The sequence below is a fragment of the Lentisphaera profundi genome (genome assembly GCF_028728065.1).
GTDB classification, from domain to species: domain Bacteria; phylum Verrucomicrobiota; class Lentisphaeria; order Lentisphaerales; family Lentisphaeraceae; genus Lentisphaera; species Lentisphaera profundi.
On record NZ_CP117811.1, the window covers coordinates 2,010,051 to 2,029,401 of the forward strand.

General features: G+C 39.3%; 14 protein-coding genes and 2 tRNA genes. All 16 read right to left on the reverse strand.

Annotation, left to right across the window (positions count from 1 at the left end):
• Positions 1–2: 2 nt before the first annotated feature.
• The 16 genes from PQO03_RS08080 to PQO03_RS08155 all read right to left on the reverse strand — a co-directional run bounded on the left by PQO03_RS08080 (position 3) and on the right by PQO03_RS08155 (position 19,116).
• The gene (locus PQO03_RS08080) at positions 3–1,370 is read right to left on the reverse strand and encodes a UDP-N-acetylmuramoyl-tripeptide--D-alanyl-D-alanine ligase (RefSeq protein WP_274149391.1); all 1,368 of its coding nucleotides are present in this window, start codon (positions 1,368–1,370) and stop codon (positions 3–5) included.
• Complete coding sequence (locus PQO03_RS08085; protein WP_274149392.1) at positions 1,364–2,782, reverse strand: UDP-N-acetylmuramoyl-L-alanyl-D-glutamate--2,6-diaminopimelate ligase; 1,419 nt, start codon at positions 2,780–2,782, stop codon at positions 1,364–1,366. Before PQO03_RS08085 ends, PQO03_RS08080 begins: the two co-directional genes overlap by 7 nt.
• On the reverse strand, positions 2,769–4,493 hold the full coding sequence (locus PQO03_RS08090; protein ID WP_274149394.1) for a peptidoglycan D,D-transpeptidase FtsI family protein: 1,725 nt from the start codon (positions 4,491–4,493) through the stop codon (positions 2,769–2,771). Before PQO03_RS08090 ends, PQO03_RS08085 begins: the two co-directional genes overlap by 14 nt.
• A 6-nt stretch (positions 4,494–4,499) precedes the next feature.
• Entirely contained in the window at positions 4,500–4,868 is a 369-nt protein-coding gene (locus PQO03_RS08095) for a hypothetical protein (RefSeq protein ID WP_274149395.1), read from the reverse strand.
• An 18-nt stretch (positions 4,869–4,886) separates the two neighbouring features.
• Positions 4,887–5,822 (reverse strand): 16S rRNA (cytosine(1402)-N(4))-methyltransferase RsmH, encoded by a 936-nt coding sequence (gene rsmH / locus PQO03_RS08100; RefSeq protein WP_274149396.1) that lies wholly within the window; start codon positions 5,820–5,822, stop codon positions 4,887–4,889.
• Positions 5,822–6,298: a division/cell wall cluster transcriptional repressor MraZ gene (locus PQO03_RS08105; RefSeq protein WP_274149397.1), complete on the reverse strand. Its 477-nt coding sequence runs from the start codon at positions 6,296–6,298 to the stop codon at positions 5,822–5,824. The genes rsmH and PQO03_RS08105 overlap by 1 nt, the downstream gene beginning before the upstream one ends.
• Positions 6,299–6,745: 447 nt before the next feature.
• Positions 6,746–6,821: transfer RNA gene (locus PQO03_RS08110), tRNA-Asn, on the reverse strand.
• 16 nt (positions 6,822–6,837) lie between these two features.
• A tRNA-Asn gene (locus tag PQO03_RS08115) sits at positions 6,838–6,913 on the reverse strand.
• Positions 6,914–7,034: 121 nt separating this feature from the next.
• Complete coding sequence (locus tag PQO03_RS08120) at positions 7,035–8,753, reverse strand: hypothetical protein (protein ID WP_274149398.1); 1,719 nt, start codon at positions 8,751–8,753, stop codon at positions 7,035–7,037.
• A 110-nt stretch (positions 8,754–8,863) separates the two neighbouring features.
• Positions 8,864–9,460, reverse strand: a complete 597-nt coding sequence (locus PQO03_RS08125) for an ATP-dependent Clp protease proteolytic subunit (protein ID WP_274149399.1) — start codon at positions 9,458–9,460, stop codon at positions 8,864–8,866.
• 114 nt (positions 9,461–9,574) lie between these two features.
• Positions 9,575–11,302 carry a hypothetical protein gene (locus tag PQO03_RS08130; RefSeq protein ID WP_274149400.1) on the reverse strand — a complete coding sequence of 576 codons (1,728 nt, stop codon included), beginning with the start codon at positions 11,300–11,302 and terminating at the stop codon, positions 9,575–9,577.
• Complete coding sequence (locus PQO03_RS08135; protein ID WP_274149401.1) at positions 11,302–12,942, reverse strand: ABC transporter permease; 1,641 nt, start codon at positions 12,940–12,942, stop codon at positions 11,302–11,304. The genes PQO03_RS08130 and PQO03_RS08135 overlap by 1 nt, the downstream gene beginning before the upstream one ends.
• A gap of 6 nt (positions 12,943–12,948) precedes the next feature.
• Positions 12,949–13,872 carry an ABC transporter ATP-binding protein gene (locus PQO03_RS08140; RefSeq protein WP_274149402.1) on the reverse strand — a complete coding sequence of 308 codons (924 nt, stop codon included), beginning with the start codon at positions 13,870–13,872 and terminating at the stop codon, positions 12,949–12,951.
• A complete protein-coding gene (locus PQO03_RS08145) occupies positions 13,869–16,043 on the reverse strand; it encodes a hypothetical protein (protein ID WP_274149403.1) in 2,175 nt (724 codons plus the stop codon). The genes PQO03_RS08140 and PQO03_RS08145 overlap by 4 nt, the downstream gene beginning before the upstream one ends.
• On the reverse strand, positions 16,040–18,220 hold the full coding sequence (locus PQO03_RS08150) for an O-antigen ligase family protein (protein WP_274149404.1): 2,181 nt from the start codon (positions 18,218–18,220) through the stop codon (positions 16,040–16,042). Before PQO03_RS08150 ends, PQO03_RS08145 begins: the two co-directional genes overlap by 4 nt.
• A gap of 2 nt (positions 18,221–18,222) precedes the next feature.
• Positions 18,223–19,116: a PSP1 domain-containing protein gene (locus PQO03_RS08155; RefSeq protein ID WP_274149405.1), complete on the reverse strand. Its 894-nt coding sequence runs from the start codon at positions 19,114–19,116 to the stop codon at positions 18,223–18,225.
• Positions 19,117–19,351 lie beyond the last annotated feature (235 nt).

Genomic DNA, 19,351 nt, shown 5'->3' on the forward strand with positions numbered 1-19,351 from the left:
TATTAATCCCTGAATTTATGATAGATTTTTTCCAACTGTATACCCCTCGAGGCCTTAAAAAACAAGGTCTCATCTGCTTTTATGTTTGCCTTTAAATACTCCCCTGCCTCATCACTATTTAAAAAAGCTTTTCCTTCTGAATTCACTTTACTAAAACATTCACCGACTGTCAACAAATCAAAGCCTTTCATTGCCTTCGCTTGATTAAAAATAGCCTGATGATAGCTCATCGCCTTATCTCCCAACTCAAGCATATCTCCCAAAACTAAAGTTCCTGAAGAATAAAGTTCTTTTACCCACTTCAAAAAAGCTGCTGTACTCTGGGGGTTAGCATTATAACAATCCAAAACAAAGGTCTTGTCCCCAACTTGCTCTGTTTTCATGCGCATCCCTGGTAAATCAAGATTACGGATAACCGGCACTAAATCTTCTATTTTGAAGGACCATTGCTTTTGAAAAAGCTCCAGCAAGGCCAAGCAAGCACAAATATTTAAGAGCTGATGCTCGCCACTAAGATTTGTTTCTAATTCTAATTGCTCGCCACTGTGCAATTCAACAGTAAATAAACTTTTCCCCATGAGTAATTCATAGTTCAACAAACGCACATCGGCTTTTTCACTTTTCCCAAATGATATCACTCGGATATCTTGGCGATCACTTAAGGCTTTCTTGACTTTCTCGGAAAAAATTTCTGGAACGACAGCAACGCCCTCTTCCTCCATATAACGGAAAATATCTATTTTCTCCTCAAAAATCGCCTCTTCATCGGTGAAATTACCAATATGTGACGCTCCTACTGAAGTTAATATAGCTCCATGTGCTTTGACAATCTTGGCGAGATCCCCGATCTCACCAGGATGGTTAGTTCCCAGCTCTAAACTAAAACACTCTTCTTCGCCTTTGAGACGAACGATATTTTGCGTTACACCAATATGATTATTTGTATTGCCTAAGGTGCTTAATACTTTCTTGGGAAAAATGCTTTCAAGTAACTGGGATAGTACTGCATTGGTACTCGTCTTACCTGAACTACCCGTCACCGCAAAACGCTTGGCTTTCCTTTGCTTCATCAACAAATAATGCCCAAGTTGCTGCCATGCTTTTACCGTATCTTGTACCTTTATCATCGCAACAGAATCTTGAGCCAACAACTCGACCTCTTTGGAGACAATCAAAAGCCTCGAACCCTTTTCCACTGCAAGATCTAAATAATTATGCCCATCAAAGTTATCGCCATCAAAAGCAAAAAAAACCGCGCCAGTCAAATCTTTTCGGGTATCACTCTCGTAAGTCGTATAATCATCAAAATTTCTATCTTTTACCAAGACCTCTCCACTTATTGCTTGGCACAAGTCATTAAAATCTAACATGCTTTCTCTTCCTCAATAATTTTTCTACACAAATCTCTATCACAAAAATCCACTGTATGATCCTTATATATCTGCGTCTGTTCATGCCCTTTGCCGGCGATGATCAAACAATCTCCTGGACCCAAGGCACTACTTGCTGTTCTTATGGCTTGCTCCCGACCCAAGATAATCTCTGCGGATCTTTGTTTAGTTGATAAGATATCTTCTATGATTTTCGAGGGCTCTTCACTTCGTGGATTATCATTTGTTAAAGTCACCTCATCGGCCAAATCTGATGCAAGTCCCATTCCATACCTACGGCTGCGATCGCGATCTCCCCCACAACCAAAAACCAAAAATAATTTGTCTAGACAAATTTTACGGACTTCGCCTATCACTTTCTCTAAGGCTTCTTGTGAATGAGCAAAATCCACTATGAGCTTTGCACCATTCGCTTTCTCAAAAACCTCTAAACGACCAGGTACTCCCGGAAAGCCTAGCATAATATTTTTTATCTTGTGTATTGAAGACTTACCCAATAACTCTGTCGCCAAAAGGATTGCGCCCGCAGCATTATATAAATTATAATCTCCAAGGAGCTTTGGCATGACGACTTCAGTCTCATTGAAGATCACGCCCTGCTCTGTTATCACACAGTCCGCACCTATGGATTCAGAAAAAGTTTTTGTGGCTGGATCGAGTAAACGCGTACCATAAGTATCATCGGCATTCACTACTTTGATTTTTGAATAATAATCCTCAAACAAAGATTTTTTTACGTCAAAATACTCTTCCATTGAACCATGATACTGAAGGTGATCTTCACTAAGATTAGTAAATAAAACGGCCTCAAAAGCTAAGCCATATAAACGCATTTGATCTAGCCCATGACTTGAGGCTTCCAAGACTACATATTTAGCACCTTTTTGATGAACCTCTTCAAAAAATGAATGGAGTTCTTCCGCTCCCGGAGTGGTCAAAGCACTGGGGTTTATTTCTGTACTAAGACCTTGACCCAAAGTCCCCATAATAGCGGCTTTCTCACCCATGCCATTAAGGATATATTGGAGGATATAAGCCGTACTGGATTTGCCATTGGTCCCTGTTATTGCAATAATCTTCAATTTATCACAAACATCATCATGAAAAAATCGCGCAAGTTTAGCATTGGCTTTCCTGAGGTCTTTCACACAAACCTGAGGTATAGCCACATCGAGGAACTCTTCGCAAAGCAGCACTCGAGCGCCTTTAGCTAAAGCTTCGGCAATAAATTTACTGCCATCGAGGGAGTGGCCTTTCAGAACGGAAAAGACATAGTTTTTCTTAATCTTTCTTGAGTCTGAACTAAATCCTTCAACAAATTCTGGCAAGCCTGAACTTACCTTAGGCTCCAAAGCCTCTAAGCATTTGAGTAGTTCTTTACTTGACTTCATCGGAGATTTCTTCTGGCAAGTCAGGTTTTACATTTAAATAGCGCAAAGTTTTTTCTGCTATACGTCTAAAAGTTGGTGCTGCGGCAGTACCACCATAACGGTACTTATAGGCAGGCTCATCCACTACAACCATTAATACAAAAGCTGGGTTATCTGCAGGGGCGTAACCGACAAAGGAAGCTACGTGAATTGTATTTGAATACGCGTTATTGACCCATTTTTGTGAAGTCCCTGTCTTTCCTGCTACATAATAGCCTGGCACATGAGCCTTAGGTGCGGTACCCCCATCTCGTGTTACTGTTTTTAAAGCGTTTGTCATTCCTTGAGTGACGCGCAAAGGTAAAACTCTTCGCTTAAGAAGTGGTGGATATTCAATGACTTCCTCTGTACCAGCTTTCTTCACTTTATCCACAACACGTAACTGCATCATATTGCCATCATTGGCTAGAGCGCCCCACGCCTGCATCATTTGCGGTACTGTAACAGCAATACCCTGCCCAATAGGCATGCGACTAATTGATAAACCATCCCATTTATTAGCCGAACGAAAAATCCCTCGTGACTCAGTCCCTAAATTAAGTCCTGTTCTTTCTCCAAAACCAAAGCGCCTCAAGCCTGCATACATGGCATTTTTACCAACGCTAATTGCCAGTTTTGCGGTTCCAATATTACTCGATTTTTGAATTACCTGCCAAATGGGGATCGTTCCATAATGGTGTCCCGCATCTCGCAAAGGCTTACCCGAATGAAACCACATGCCATCTTCACAATCAATACGGTCATTAAATGAAATATTTCTCAAACTCATTACCACGGCAATACTACAGGCCTTCATAATCGACCCTGGCTCAAATACATCTTCTAAAAGGCGATTGGCATACTTATCTCGAGTCATGGTCGAACGTTGATTCGGATTGAAGGTGGGTCGCTGGGCCATGGCTAAAATTCCACCCGTTCTCGGGTCTGTCATCATTGCATAGACTGACTTACAAGGAATCTCTGAAACTAGGCGATCTAACTCTTCTTCCATAAAAGACTGAATAGGCTCGGAAATTGTTAGATACACATCCCAGCCATCCTTAGGATTGATGCTTTTTAGCGTATGCAGTTCTTTATTCCTGCGAGAGCGCTCAATAACCACTTCACCACTAGTTGGTGTCATTTCCTTATCATATTTAGATTCGATGCCCATGACCCCATTTCCCTTATGGCCCATAAAGCCCAAAACATTAGATGCTAAGGTATTTTTCGGATAGAAACGACTTTGGGATTCTTCATAATGTAAGCCAGGTAATTTCATTTCGCGAAGCTTCATCACTTTATCAATAGTAACACCCTTCGCTACCACTAACTGAACAAGTTTTTCATTCTCAAAACGAGGGCGAAGTAAGGCATCACTCACCCCTGTTTCTTTTTTGAGAATTTCAAAAACTTCCCATTTCCTGGAACCCATATGCCTCGGTTCAGCAAAGACCTCGTAAGTCACTCTGGTCATCGCTAAGATATTGGGGGCAGGTGAACGCGTGGAATCAAAAATCATTCCACGTCGACCTTTAGATAGACGCTTGGCGGTATATTTTTTTTGAGCTTTACTTAAAAGTTCATCATGACGATGAACTTGGACATAATAAAAACGCGCCAAAAGCACCGAAAAGAATAGTACGGCAAAAGTCGTAACTAAAACTAGGCGTGCTTTAAAGCCATCACGCATTAAGAATTATGGCTGAACTGTAGTTACAGCAAGTTGCCCTTCTGAACCCAATTGTTTTCCGACATCATCAAGTGGAGCCTGAATATGATAAAGCTCCATCACATAACTGGGGTTCGGCGAATGTAAATTTAATTTATATTCACGTACTTTTCTGAAAATGTAACTGCTCTGAGTCTTCTCTTCTAACTGAGCTTTTAAGTTGATACGACGCACTTGAGCTTCATGAAGAAGTTTCTTTTGTAAGGACAATTCAGACTGGATTTTATCCTGGTGCGTTTCCATATATAAATAGCCTAGTGCCAACACCAAGACTAATAATGCATCAAAGATCAAGATCCAGCTTCCGCCGCGCTTTGCGTCCTTATTGTTTTTCATTTTCCTATCCTTATCTTATTAAATTTTTTCGGCCACACGCAGCTTTGCACATGCGGATCTTGTATTTTCTTCAAGCTCACCTGACTCAGCGGTCAAGGGCTTACGTGTTATGATTTTCATTTGTGGTGAACGTCCACAGACACACACAGGGATATCTGGAGGGCAATCACAGGCTACTGCTTTCTCTTTGAAAAACTCTTTCACCATTCGGTCTTCGAGCGAATGAAAACTTATGACCGCCAAACGCCCTCCTGGCTTCAGAAGATCAAAGGCAGCTGCCATGCCGGACTCAAGTGCTCCAAGTTCATCATTGACGGCAATTCGCAAGGCTTGAAAAGCTAGTGTTGGCGCTGGATTTCGTTTACGGCGATTGCGATTAACACACACTCGATCAGCTAAACCAGCTAATTGCTCTGTATGTGTAAAGAGCTCCTTATCACGATCTGCCACAATGGCTTTTGCCAAGCGATAAGCTTCTTTCATTTCCCCATAATCTCTAAAGATTTTCGTGAGGCCTTCTAAACTTTCTTTATTGAGAATCATAGATGCCGTAACTTTTAGGCGGCGATCCATACGCATATCTAATGGGCCATTTTCTCGATAAGTGAAACCACGACTCGCTTCATCTAAATGATGAGAACTCACACCGATATCCATTAAAATACCATCGACCTGATTCCAGCATTCATCTTTTTTGAGATCTTTTAAATCACGAAAATTCAATCGCTTTGACTGGAAATTTTCACCATACTTACTCAAGCGTTCTTTCGCAGCCCGCAAAGCCTTGTCATCACAATCAAGCCCTAAAAGCTGGATATCCTTAGCGCTTTCAAGGATAAGCGAACTATGTCCACCTCCACCTAAAGTACAATCAATATATTTGCCTCCTGCATGAGGCTGTAATCCATGAATAACTTGTTCAGCTAAAACGGGTATGTGGTAAAAATCTTTCATTAACTATTTGCTCCAAATAAATCATCCAGGCTTACATCTTGGTTCATTAAGCCATCTAACATTGCGTAAGGGTCCATTTCATCTTCTTGACTGGCTTCCCATTCATCTTTTGCCCAAATCTGTGCGGTTGTAACAGCGCCGACTAATACGGCATCACTTTTTATCCCTGCATGTGCCTTCATCTTTGCGGGCAAGGGAACTCGCCCCTGCTTATCACATTGCACTTCTTGAATTTTCGCACCGAAGGCCGCTAAGGCTCTCGCCATTTTTGGATTCGTAAAGGAAACTTTTTTCAATCGCTCCCTCAAAACGGCAAACATGTATTCAGGAATAATTTGAATCATCTTATCTTTTCCAGGCAATAGGTACATACGAGATCCCTCTCCCCCTCTCCAAGAGCGGGGGATCGCAAGCCGGCGTTGTGTATCGACAGAATGTTCGAACTCGCCGGTGAATATGATCTCGTCAGACGACATGCTAAACTTCTCTCACCTATTTTTACCTAATTGCACCTATTTTACCCTATCAAGCACAATAAAGCAACTAGCGTCCACTAAAAAAATAAGTTTTATTTGAAGAAAAATTTTGACCGAAAAATACACAAAGTCTTTAAAAAGAGCGCTTTTCAAAAGCATAAAGAGTCATCTAAGAGCGAAATATAACGCGGCCCCTATCCTCCCCTGAGACCGTATAAAAAGCCACATTAAGTTTTTTAGCTCGATACAAAAAAAAAATGCCCGCATATAGCGAGCTCATTGAGAAGGTATAAAAATAAGGTGAGTTTTCGGAATTAATTAAGACAAGGAGAACTACACGGGATACCCAATAGAAAAACTATCTTAAGGAAACTACAGGTCAGCCATACAGACTGATGGACTTTAAATAACTATGTGTGTATGGGGGGGGATTAAAGTAAAAACAGATGGCTCCGCGAATAGGACTCGAACCTATGACAAAGAGATTAACAGTCTCCTGCTCTACCAACTGAGCTATCGCGGAACATCTGGGTTACTAATGGCTCCGCGAATAGGACTCGAACCTATGACAAAGAGATTAACAGTCTCCTGCTCTACCAACTGAGCTATCGCGGATTAGTAACGGGCACAACCATAACTTAATGAGAATTTTTTTCAAGCTCGAAAAATGAACTTTCTAGGGTGATTTTTCGCTTTTTTTTGAAACTAGCTTTTTAAGTGAATTCCTATTCAAAACTTAAAGCTTCGATGACACCATCATTTCAAAATAGATTTCTCTTTCGTAATCATTCTTTTGTCGGTGTTCAAAAGAACCCTCAAGTGATATAAACAACTGCTCCAGTGCCTTTATCTCAAAAGATTTAACTTGTTTATCTTCATGTTTTTGCAGCGCTAATTCTAACAATGGGCCACAGGGATAAATAAAACTAAACTTCAAGCGTTTCTCCAAACCAACAGATGCTACTGTATAGCTGCAGCGAAGTTTTTTCGCATTAGATTCCTGCTCCAGTAACGAGGTCAACAAGGAAAATAATTGAGACCAAAAAACTTTGGAACTTAATATCAAACAATCACTTTTTGGTAAATCTAAGTCTACTTTAGTCAAGCCATCAACATTTTCCTTAGATTGAAAATGTCTTAAGCAGATTGTTTTGACGTCAAGTTCATCGCTTGCCATGGCCCGCTCTCTAAAAAGATCTCTCAAAAACAGATAGTTCTTTAACTTCACTGCGTACTCAGCACTCAGTTTTTTATCTTGATCCGTATTTTCTATGAGTTTAATTAACATTTCTTCTATGAATTCACACTGCTTCTCTATCAACAAGTGCCGTTCAGAAGATTCTTTGTTTTCACATCCTAGTATACGCTTCAATTCCCCTTGTGTTTTCTTCGCACTCTCTTGAACTTGAGCTAACTGACCCTCTAGGCTCTCTAGTTGGTAGTATTCTTTAGTTGTATCAGTTGCTATTATTACCCAACCCGATTCATTTTCTGCGACTCGAGTATGTTTGTTTATGTGTAATTTTAAAACAATATCCTGCCCATTCCGCTCTCGAATAATCTGTACTCTTTTCCCGAAATCACTTTCAACTACTTCTGGAATCAATTCTTGAAGTGAATGTCTTGTATCGCTCTGATACTGACCTGCCACGTCCAAAGAGAACATCCGTAGCGCCACGGGGTTCAAATCAGTAACTTCTTCTTTGGAATTCACAATCAAAACCCCCTGTTCAGAAGATTGAAAAAGCTCATAAAGTAAACTCCCAAAAGAAAACGGTAACATATAATACTTAGATATGGCCAAGTGCATACAATAAGCCATGATAGCAACCGTTGAACCGGCTGCCTGAATGGTCGCTCCTTCACCCATGAAGTGCGGAGCCACCAAATCTGTGTACATCCCCACATACAGAACAAAGCAACAGCCGGCAACCATAAGTTTTCGCTGAGATCTCTCATTTTTATCTTTGGCTGTTTTAAAATTCAATAAAATACACAAGGCATACTGAGCAGGTGCAAAAATACAAATAATCGCAGCTGGAATGAATAAAACTCCCGGCTCATGCCTCAAGCCCCACCAAACGGGAGTATAGGAATACACCATATAGGGTGTAAAAACACCGATAAAAGACACCGTCAGAGGAATGACGTAAAAACTTTTATAAAACCAATCTTCTGCTTTGCCCACTAAAGAGTAGATAAAACGCATGAAAAAGTATGCCAAAAATATATATGAAGGCACCTGCAAGCGATAGATCGTCATCGTGAATTCGTGTGGCATCTGAGACCAATTCCAATTTATGAAATCACCAAAAGTCCACACCGTTACACAGGCCATGAAATACACATAGTCCCGATGAACTCGTTTCGTCATTCCACGATGCAAGCCCACACCTAATAAAACGGCATTACTTAAAAAGGCCACAAATGGCAAAAATGAATATATATTAGACATTAACTCATATTCTCCCTACTCCATAAAATGACGCTATCATCACATTTATTCAAGACAAAAAAAAGCCTTCCTAATCAAGGAAGGCTCAAAAATGGGTATTTTAAAATAAACTACTTAAGCTGGGCAAAAGATGTAATCACTTTGGATACCATGCCATAAGTTTTTGCTTCTGCAGGACTCATCCAAAAATCACGATCCGCATCCTTGCTTACTACTTCTAATGTTTTTTTACATATGTCGGCTACAATCTGATTATAGCGCACACGGGTTTTATTAATTTCGTCAGCGGTAATCTCGATATCAGAAGCCGTACCTCTCACACCAGTACTTGGCTGATGAAGCATAAAGCGTGAATTAGGTAAAGAGAAATTCTTACCTTTTTTAGCCGCTAAGAAAATCAAAATCGCCGCGCTTGCACACATACCACTGCAAACTGTATAAACTGGAGCTTTGAAGAACTGGAGCATATCATATATAGTAAAACCTGAATCAGCGCAACCGCCACCAGAATTTATATAAACGTAGATAGGTTCTTTTTCAGAACGTTTATTCAATAGGATCAACTGACTTAGAACCCGTCTAGATAGTTCTGGTGATATCTCTTCCGCAATAATAATTGTACGCGTATCGAGCATCTCTTTCATCATTCCCGCTGGTTCTTTCTCAGTCTTCTTTTCTTCTTCTTCATCTTCTAAACGAAAATACATTTTAACTCCTTAAATTTTCAACATAGGCAACAATAGGCTTAGTTTTATTTTTTCCAATAGTACCACGCGTCTAGGAAGAAAAAAAACTCCTCCGCATTACTGGGTAATGATATATTATCTGATAGGGCGATCAATCATTCTTGTAGACAAAGTCTTACTATAAAAATAGCTTTTATCCATTTCTTTCCCAATTAACATCGCCTCAGCCATATCTACAACCTGATCGAAACTATCGCGATATTCCTCACCGACCTCTTTTTGCCATTCCACAAATTCTTTACTTTCTTTAAACATGCGCTTCGCTTCGCTTGAACCTTGCTTTGCCCAATGCGCTAAACAAAGGTAAGCATTTTCACGGACATAAGAAGGATCAAAAGTATTTTCACTCAGTGGAACTTTAACCAACTTTTCCGTAATCAACTTTTTAAGTTCGAATAAACTCCTGTTGTTAACATGGTCACTATTGGTCATTGCCCAAATCATATAAGCCCGCACAGCAGAACTTGGCTGAGTATTTTTCTTTTGATCTTTTCTCGACTTGAGTCCTGGCTGTATCAATTTAGAAAAATCAGTCTTAGGGTTGTGGGCTACTCCATCAAAAAACGCCTGACGTATAGTCATATCTTTCGTTTGAGTATATTTAACCAAGCCTTTTATATCAGAATCTTTTGCTACCGCCGCTAAGTAAAAGATAAGCCCTTGCTGAAAGGCAGCTTGACGTTTCTTCTCAAGTCCTTTCAAGGACTTACTATCCACGCGATATTTCATCACTCCAAGGTAACGCAAGCAGGCTTTCGTAACATCGGGGTTTGTACTATGCTTTAAAATGTTTAAAACTGAGTCTTTGCCCTCTTCCATTGCTTGATCTTCCATCACCGCTAGTTTCGCTAAGTTAATGGCATCCGCACCTTTTTCGAGAGTACAAAAATCACTATGCAGCGAAGCAGGGATTGCCTCTGCCGAAAACACTTCTATCGCTAATACCCCGGCCGCGATAGGCAACTTATAAACTCTTGATAATAAAAACTCTCTATTATCACTTTTTTCCACTAAGACACTACAGGCGGCTAATTTGATATCATCATTAGCATTGAGAACGGCTCTTTTCGCCTCATCATTAAAGGACTTATTCCATTCGAGTTCACTCATCCTCAAAAAAGCAGAAACCGCGAACTGCTTAAGCCGACTTTGTTTCACTAAAAAATCAGATGAATGACTTGAGGCAATGAATTTACTCCTCTGAAAATCATTTTCGCATTTCTTGTAAGCTGCATTTTCATTAATTCGTGCCAGCTGTTTTAGCAACAACTCTTTTTTATACTCCGCCTTAGTTCGGCTCAAAACCTTCATCAACAAACGAGCGTCATCCACTTTCCCCGATAAGCATGCCACAATCACATACTCATCCGACTTGTTCAAATAAGGTTTTAAGACTTCCGCAGATGAATTTTTAGCAAGTACCGTGAAGGCATCTAATGAAAAAGTTTTATCCTTCACCAGCTTCTCCAAACTTTTTAAGCTTGAAGCACTCTGCTCCATATAGACTAGGGTAGATAAAATTTGACTTTTGACTTTAAGACTTTTTTCTAAGTGAAAAATCTTAAGTAAGGCTTCGCTTAAGTGTGCACTTCCCGTCACTTTACTGAGTCGACTAATCAACACCTGCTTTTCATTGACACTATAATGAGGCCATTGCCTAAGAGCTAAACTCAAGACATCCTCGCTAACCTTGTAAGAAGTGTAATGACTTGGATAATCCCCTGACAAAAGCGGGCGATCATCGACTATGTTTTGATAATTGGCTACCTGAAGCTGAACTCCCGCCATTAAGATCGCAATCATTATCCTTTTCTCCTACTCATCATTTGTCTTACCTTTATTGCACCCAAAATAGAAAAAATTGCTGCGGTAATAATTAAAAACAATACGTTAATTTGCCAGAAGTCTCCTTCTAGAAAATCTGTAAAAACTCTATCCGTATTTCTCAGACCACCAGCAACAGGATTGATCATTAAAATCTTACGCATCAATTCCTCTCCTAATTTATCACTAAAAAGAAGAACTGAGAGACTCCCCACTGTTACTGTAAAGGCAAAAATATAAGATGCCGCCGTTGCACCTGCGCTGGTTTTTGAAACTGCCGAGAAAAACAAGCCCGCACAAATAAAGCACAAAGCCGCACTCGCTAAGAGCCAAATCATTGGCAATAAATTTCCACCGCGCCCGTCCTGTAAAAAGTTCAGACTAAAAATCACTGGGATACTACAAGCCATTATAAAAAAGATATAGATAAACCCTGCATACAATTTACCCAGTACATAGCGAAAAGCTCCAATCTGACTCATGCGTACAAACAGTAAATTACCGGAGTTCACATCTTCTGAAATTGAACTCGCACACACTCCCGGAGCAATCAAAACCGTTAAACCTAGCTGATAAATAACGGCGCCATACTCAACTGAATTCTGTCCTAAATGAGTCGAATAGCCACTAGAAAGCACAATGAGTAAAACTATACTTATGGCATTACATGTGGAAAAGGTCCATAAAAGAAATCGTGGATTCCCAAGCATTTTACTTCTCAACTCCGCCATGAAAATCGGATTAATAAACATTGGCGTTAAACGCTTAGTGCCTGTCGTATCGAAAATAAACATCAATTTATAAAAAATGCTCTTCCCTTCTTTTACACGACTTTGACGTGCCTTTGTTTGATTTCTCGATAATAATTTGATTCGAAATACAAAACATGAAATAATAAAAATCAGTATATTAAAGGCCAAAAACTTTAAAATATTATCTCCCGAACCGCCTCCGAGCAAGGTCCTATGCTCACTATATATCAATTGATAAAGGGCATCAAATGGACTGAAAGAACGAATCAACTCGAGTAGAGGTTTAATATTCTGCTGACTTAGCAATAAATCGGGCAAGAATACCGCGCCACTCATCAACGCCACCAACAGGTAGGACTGAATCAGTGCTGAATTACTACTACTAGCACTTGCTGAAACAGCTAAACAAACACCTCCATAACAAATTGCCGAGATAAGAATAATGAGCTGGCCCTGTATCAACACATCTATGTTCACACCTCCCGAAAGTAGACATAATGCGCTAACAGGAAGAAAAAATAGCACCATAAATAATTGCATCGTTATAACGGCGAAGAGCTTACCAAACATTATATCGCCCGGTTTTAGCATAGTTGTAATCAACATCACAAAACGATTTTTCTCTTTTTCATCCGAAACCGAACAAGCACATAAGGCCGGAACGAACGATAAAATAATAGCTAGGTTCAGTAATAATATAATAGAGAATATATGTCGGCCTGAGGATCTAATAACCGAAAACACATCACTCTCCGGCCACAGTAAGCACAGAAAGCCCGCCATTGCCAAGAAGGCAAAAAAAACAAAACTCTGCAAGCGTACATCCCGCAAATACTGTTTCAGTTCATGTATAAATATAGTAAACATATTGACCTACTTAGCTGCCAATTGCATAAACATCTCTTCCAACTCTAGCTCATGGAGTTTAAAGGAATTAACTCGTATACTGTTTTCAATAAGGTACGCTAATACTTTCGCACCAATATCTTCATCTTTATTACATGAGAAGGAAACTTCTTGTTCACGAACTTGAATATCCTTAACTGATCCCATATTTGACAAAAATTCCTGCGTGCGACCTAAATCATCCACATGGACTTCGATATCATAAGTCTTTTTGTCTGTCAATGACTCCGTTATGTCCTCAAGCTTACCAAAAGCTTCCATCTTGCCCTTATTAATAATACCGACTAGATCACACATATTGCCCAAGTCAGGTAAAATGTGAGATGACAAAATAATTGTTTTCCCAAGATTTTTAAGTTCGCAAACAACTTCACGCATTTCTATACGTGCCTGAGGATCTAAGCCACCAGCTGGTTCGTCCAATATCAGTACTTTGGGATCAGGTAAAATTGTTTTTGCCAGCCCAATTCTCTGACGCATCCCTCTGGATAAAGAGGCGACTTGATAATCCACCATATCTTCCGAACGAGTCAAGCTTAAGGCATGTACAATTCTTTCTTTACGAAGCTTACGGGGAATTCGATATGCGGCACCAAAAAAATCCAAATACTGCCAAACAGTCATACGATCATAGACGCCAAAAATATCGGGCATATAACCCACCGTCTGCTTGAGCTTCTTTAAATTTCGTGGCTTAACTTCAATACCATTAATTTTAGCACTTCCTGAGTCCGCATCCATCAAGCCTGTCAGAATTTTGAATGTAGTCGTTTTTCCTGCGCCATTGTGACCGACATAGCCCATTATAGAACCTTCAGGAACTGTAAAACTAAGATTATCAACACCACGTCCAGAGCCAAAGGACTTGCTTAATGAGTTTAATTCAATCACGGTAATTCTCCCTTGAGGCTAATTTTAAATTCTTTTGACTTAAATTCTTTCACTGTTTGGATCTGCGATTTATCTTCAAATATAATTTCGAGATCAAAATACAATTCATTTACATCCTTAGCTTTCGGCAATTTATAAGTAAGGTTCTTACCTGTAAAATCTTTACGCTTACTACCATCAACTAATTTATATTTAACTGGATAAGCAGAATCCAAGTCAATCGCCACTTGAATTTCACTCACTTTCAAGCCCGATAATTCTACTGGAACTTGCACTCTAAAACCACAGCGATGACGCCCACCGACAGCTGTCTTGGTGTACATTTTTTTATTAATGTCCCACAGTCGTTGAAAATCGGTGAAATTAATCCCCACAAATTCTTCAGGCACAAGTATTTTTTTATTTTTTGCTTTTAAGCGTACTGGATACACCAATAAACCCTCCGTGTCCTCATTATGCTCTCTCTTAAAGAGCATAACTTGGCTTCGTCCTTGATCTTCTAGAAGTGGCTTAATAATCCCTGCATTGAAGTCATCCTCTTTCAATACGTACACACCATTCTTACCCAAGAGCATATCTCCTTCTATACTAGAGGCTATTCCAGATTCATCTAAAATAAGCTCTAGGTATTTATTGGATTCTAACTCAGGATTCATCGACCACTCAACAAAACTGCGCCAAGTCTCGGCTTCAACTTCGGTCCCATCCAAACTCAGAGTATTTTTATCTGCTGATATTTTTAAAAAATTAACATTGAGGCTTTCGATATCAACTTCTGATTTTCTCGCTGTATCTTGTGTGATATTCAATCTAGATGATGCCATTTGCCCTGCGCTCTTAGGCTCTTCATATGTACTAACATTCACAATGCGATTCTTAGCCATATCTCTAGAAAAACTGAGCTTCCCTGCTTTTACTTCATAAAAGCTATGAACAATCTCTTTTATACCTGAATTAACTTGATGACTATATTCTACTTTTAATCTCTTGGATTCTTTTGGTACATTAATCATTTTATCTTTGCCCAAAATCAAATATGCGCTAAAACAGACTGAGACTAGGCCAACCACAAACCAAGAGTACTGAACTTTTTTGAAGACTCTCGCCAAGAGAAAGATAGTAAAGACAGTCAGGCCGTACACCAACAAAATCATAAATAGCTTACTACTATTAGGAGCAATCATACCACTTAAACTGGAAGTGTAACGCTCTAGACTGGGATCCCCGTTATCCGATGGCAGTACCAATCTCCGACTATAACTCAAGAAAAAATTCAAGAACTCTGAGATATCCTCCGAATGAGGTCCTAGTGATTTCTGCGCTAAAGGCACCGCATAAAAGAAACTTAAACCTAAGCCGACAGGTCGAGCTGCCACCAGCACATCTTTTTTATCTTTTAACATCACGTAACTGTCGTCAAATAACTTCACTCGCATAAAATCAAAACTTTGCGTCGTCTTCAAATCTTCAAAACCTTTCTTAAGCATCACGCGGCTGGCATTTCTCTGACTCAGTGAAAGGATTTTAGCAGGTAGTAAATAGCCATAACCCGTATCATACATATGCTCAATCGTATCTGGGTGACTAACTAGTAAGGAGCCTCCATTATTAACATATTGCGAAACAATATCTAATGCCGCTTTATTTAATTGAGATTTACTCGGCTTATTGATGATAAGTAAATCAACACTTTTTAAATCAGCCCAATTCATAGGTATCTGGTCAATTGTATTGACACTTCTCTGCGATGCCTTTAGGAAACTCGATTTTAAACCATTTTGATCAATAGGGTTATCTAAGATCACTACATTTACTATGTTTTTGACAAACACTTTCATGTTTGTTTGATTAATTAATTTCTTTCCCTGTTTAAATTGTAGCTTCATCTCTCTACAATCAGCATCAAGCTTAAAAGGAAAGTCGCGCGAAGAATGACTTTTTGCTGCCAGAGAAAATTTATACTCCCATGTATTTAACGGATAGGAGGAATTAAAAAACAGCAGTTCTACATCTTGCTGCTTATTCGTTTTATTTTCAAAATTGACATTCATCATCACCATTGACTGAGAACTGACTTTCAAAGCTCCATGCTGCTTGATAAATGCACTCGTCATTTTCAAGTCTTGCGCCATCACTACGCTCATAAACATTATGCACAATATATACTTCACACTCTCTCCTTAAGTTGTTCGAGTAACGTTTTTACTTTTTCATATCTATTTAAAAGTTCTTTTTCATGTTGAAACTCTTTAACTAAAAATAAGCCCAGCTGCTTTAGTTTTCCTGAAAGATCTATCATATAAGCCTCTTGTTCTGAGCTATACTTTTTATTTTGGCGCTTGGACATGATCATTGGAGCAAGAGATATTTCCTGAAGCATCAAATGGCTAATAATGAGATCTTTACGAAAATCTTTTCCCAACTTTCTATAATACTCACCATATTTGAGTAATAGATTATGACCTCGTCGACTATCTGGAGCTAGTTGAAGACCTTTTCTTAAACTAGCCATAACCTCGTCCGCTTGCTTATTGCGCTGAAATTGAAGTTCCGCCAAACTAATATAGTTCATTCCGTACCGAGGCTCTGACGCAATCGCTTTGAACATCGATCGCTCGGCCTCTAACAAATACTGCTCCATCGAAATTGCGTTCACTGCCATCCCCTGACTTTGCAGTGTTTTCTGGCGATAATACATAAGTAGCAATTTTTTACTTGCCATCCTCCATATATCAGGTCTTTCCATGAGCTCATCTAGAACCTCACATTCGGCAACAATTTGCTCTGCTGATAAATAGTTCGGATCTCCCAACACACCGCAGCTTACACAATAAGCTAAATCATCTTGCTCTAGCGTTTCTAAACAGTAGTCACAATTTCTTAAGTTGAGGTTCCCTATTTTGATAAAGCGATAATCAATCAATGATGAGCCAAAAAAACGATCATGGCTCAATGAAAAGCGATGCAAAGAATACATATCTTTTACAAAAAGAAATACGCAGGCACACAAACATAATAAACTTATATTTATACCCACTGAGACTTTATTAGATAAATTTTCATACTCTTCGTCACATGGACGTTTAATCAAAGTCAGCATCACTGCAAATGTGAGTAATGTTCCAGGTATAAAGAAATTAAAATCTAACTGCGCATGGATAAACCAAGCGAGTAAACCCCAAAATATAAAATGATTATATGACCACTTATCCTTATCCAAAATCTTTACTAAGTAAATAAAAGACGCAATAAACAGCAAAGAGGCCAGCAAGCCAGATATACCACATTGCCCAATCATCGTATTTAACATATTATGAGGTAAAATAGTACCCTCAGCCCCAGGGATTTTATGCAGTAGATAGTCGTTGCGGAATTCTCCCATACCTGCGCCCATAGGATTATTTTTGAACATCTCAAAACCTACTCGAGCATACTCACTTCTAACAATAACCGATGGTATATTAAACAAGATTGGCGCGCTCAGTGCTACCACTAAAACCAGCAAGCCCAAAGTCATTAAGCATTTCTTACGCGAAAGACTTAAGGCATAGGTGATCACACTCGCTGCTACAAAAGCCATTATACCACCGCGGCTCTTTGTCAGCAACAAACACGTACACAGAGGAATAATAGCAATCAAAGACCACAGCATTAAGCGTTTTTTATCTGCTACAAAAGACTGTAAGATGTGTCGAGCCATATAGAGAAATAGGCCAAAGATCAAAATAAGGTGTGCTGCGTAACTATTAGAAAGTACAAAATCTGCATAGAGTAAGGTTTCTTGGGCACGACCTTTAAAGTCACCTAAATTAACATTATTACTCTGTTCAATCATTTGAACATTTTGGCTAAACCCATAAAAGTATTGGTACAGGCCATTATAAATAGATTTACACGCACCAAAAAAGATGGCTCCCATAAAAATCAACCTTGTTCGGGGACGCTGATTAACGGCTATCCACGCTGATAAGGCCAATGCCAATACTCCTACTACATGGCTTATGTACTGATTTAGAAAAGCTTTCTCCGTTGTTTGTATCCCCCCTGGCAACAACGCCAAAAGCAAAACAAACCAAGGAACAAAGAAATAAACCTGTTTGAGTTCTTTCACTAATCTTTGAGGGTAGGTTACTATTGCTAACACTAAGCATAACAAGGCGCTAATTGTCAGAATTTGCGACGGCCACGCTGCCGCGTAAATCCACGAATATAAATCCAATGGACTCAATTCTACCGCATTTTGACCAAAATTTAAACCAAAGTAGAGCGGACTTAAAAAAAGCAGGATCGATACCCCAATAATGAGTGATTTCTCGGCTAACTTCAAGTTTTTAAAGGGTTCACTCAAAATTAGTCTCCGCAACTATCGCAATCATCTGTCGAACACGATTTATCTGAATCTGTTGTTGAGCAGTCATCACCGCAGGCACTTTCTTTTGTATCGACGAGTTCATCCAATTGTTCTCTAGATACATTCATCACCCGCCCATCTTGTTTCACTCTCACTAAAACCGATCGATTCAGTAAAGTTGTATCCAAAACTCGAGCTTCTTGTCCACGGACCATTATTTGACTTCCATGAAGTGGCATGTCTTTCGAAATTAATTGGTAGCCTTCATACTCGAAAGCTAGGCAACACTTCAAGCGACCACATTGTCCTGATATCATATTGGCCTTAAGTGATAAATGCTGCTCTTTTGCCATTCTTACATTCACACTCTGAAACTCATGTATCCAAGATGTGCAACATAAAACTCTGCCACAGGTCCCTATTCCACCTCTCATCTTCGCTACGTCGCGAACTCCCACCTGTCTCATTTCAATCTTCATATTTAAGCTTGACGCCAATTCTCTGACAAGCTGCCTAAAATCAACACGTTTTGGGGATAAGAAACGAACCACTGCTCTTCTTCTATCAAAGGATATATGTGCGTCTACCATAGATATATCTAATTGTGAACGGGAAATAATGGCTTCAGCTTTTTGTCCTGAAATACGGTTAAATCGATGGTTTTCATTCGCTTTATTTTGATCTTGTAAGGTCGCTCTCCGTAAAATCTGAGGCATGCTCTCTGCGTCGGCTTCGATGGGCAGTTCACCACGGCAATGAACAACACGAGCGTATTCTTTATACGTCCCGAAGTCCAATATGACTGCATCGTTTTTCTTCAACTTCTTATTCTCTAAACCAAGGCAATCCATCCGAATACCCGATTCTAGCCAAACTTCATATACTAACTTCATTAAATACCCTAAATTGAGATCAAGTCATTAGCATAAAACTTTTAGACTGAAAAGCAATACTCAGAAAAGGATTCAAGATCAAAGCTCTTCATTTATTTGTATTTTTTAAAAGATTTCATCACTCTAAATACAAATACATTTATTTAAGCTTGCTTTTTCATAGGGAAATTTATTGACAAGACAAAGTTCCGATTTATTTTCATATACATATTTTTTAATACTATATACACAAACA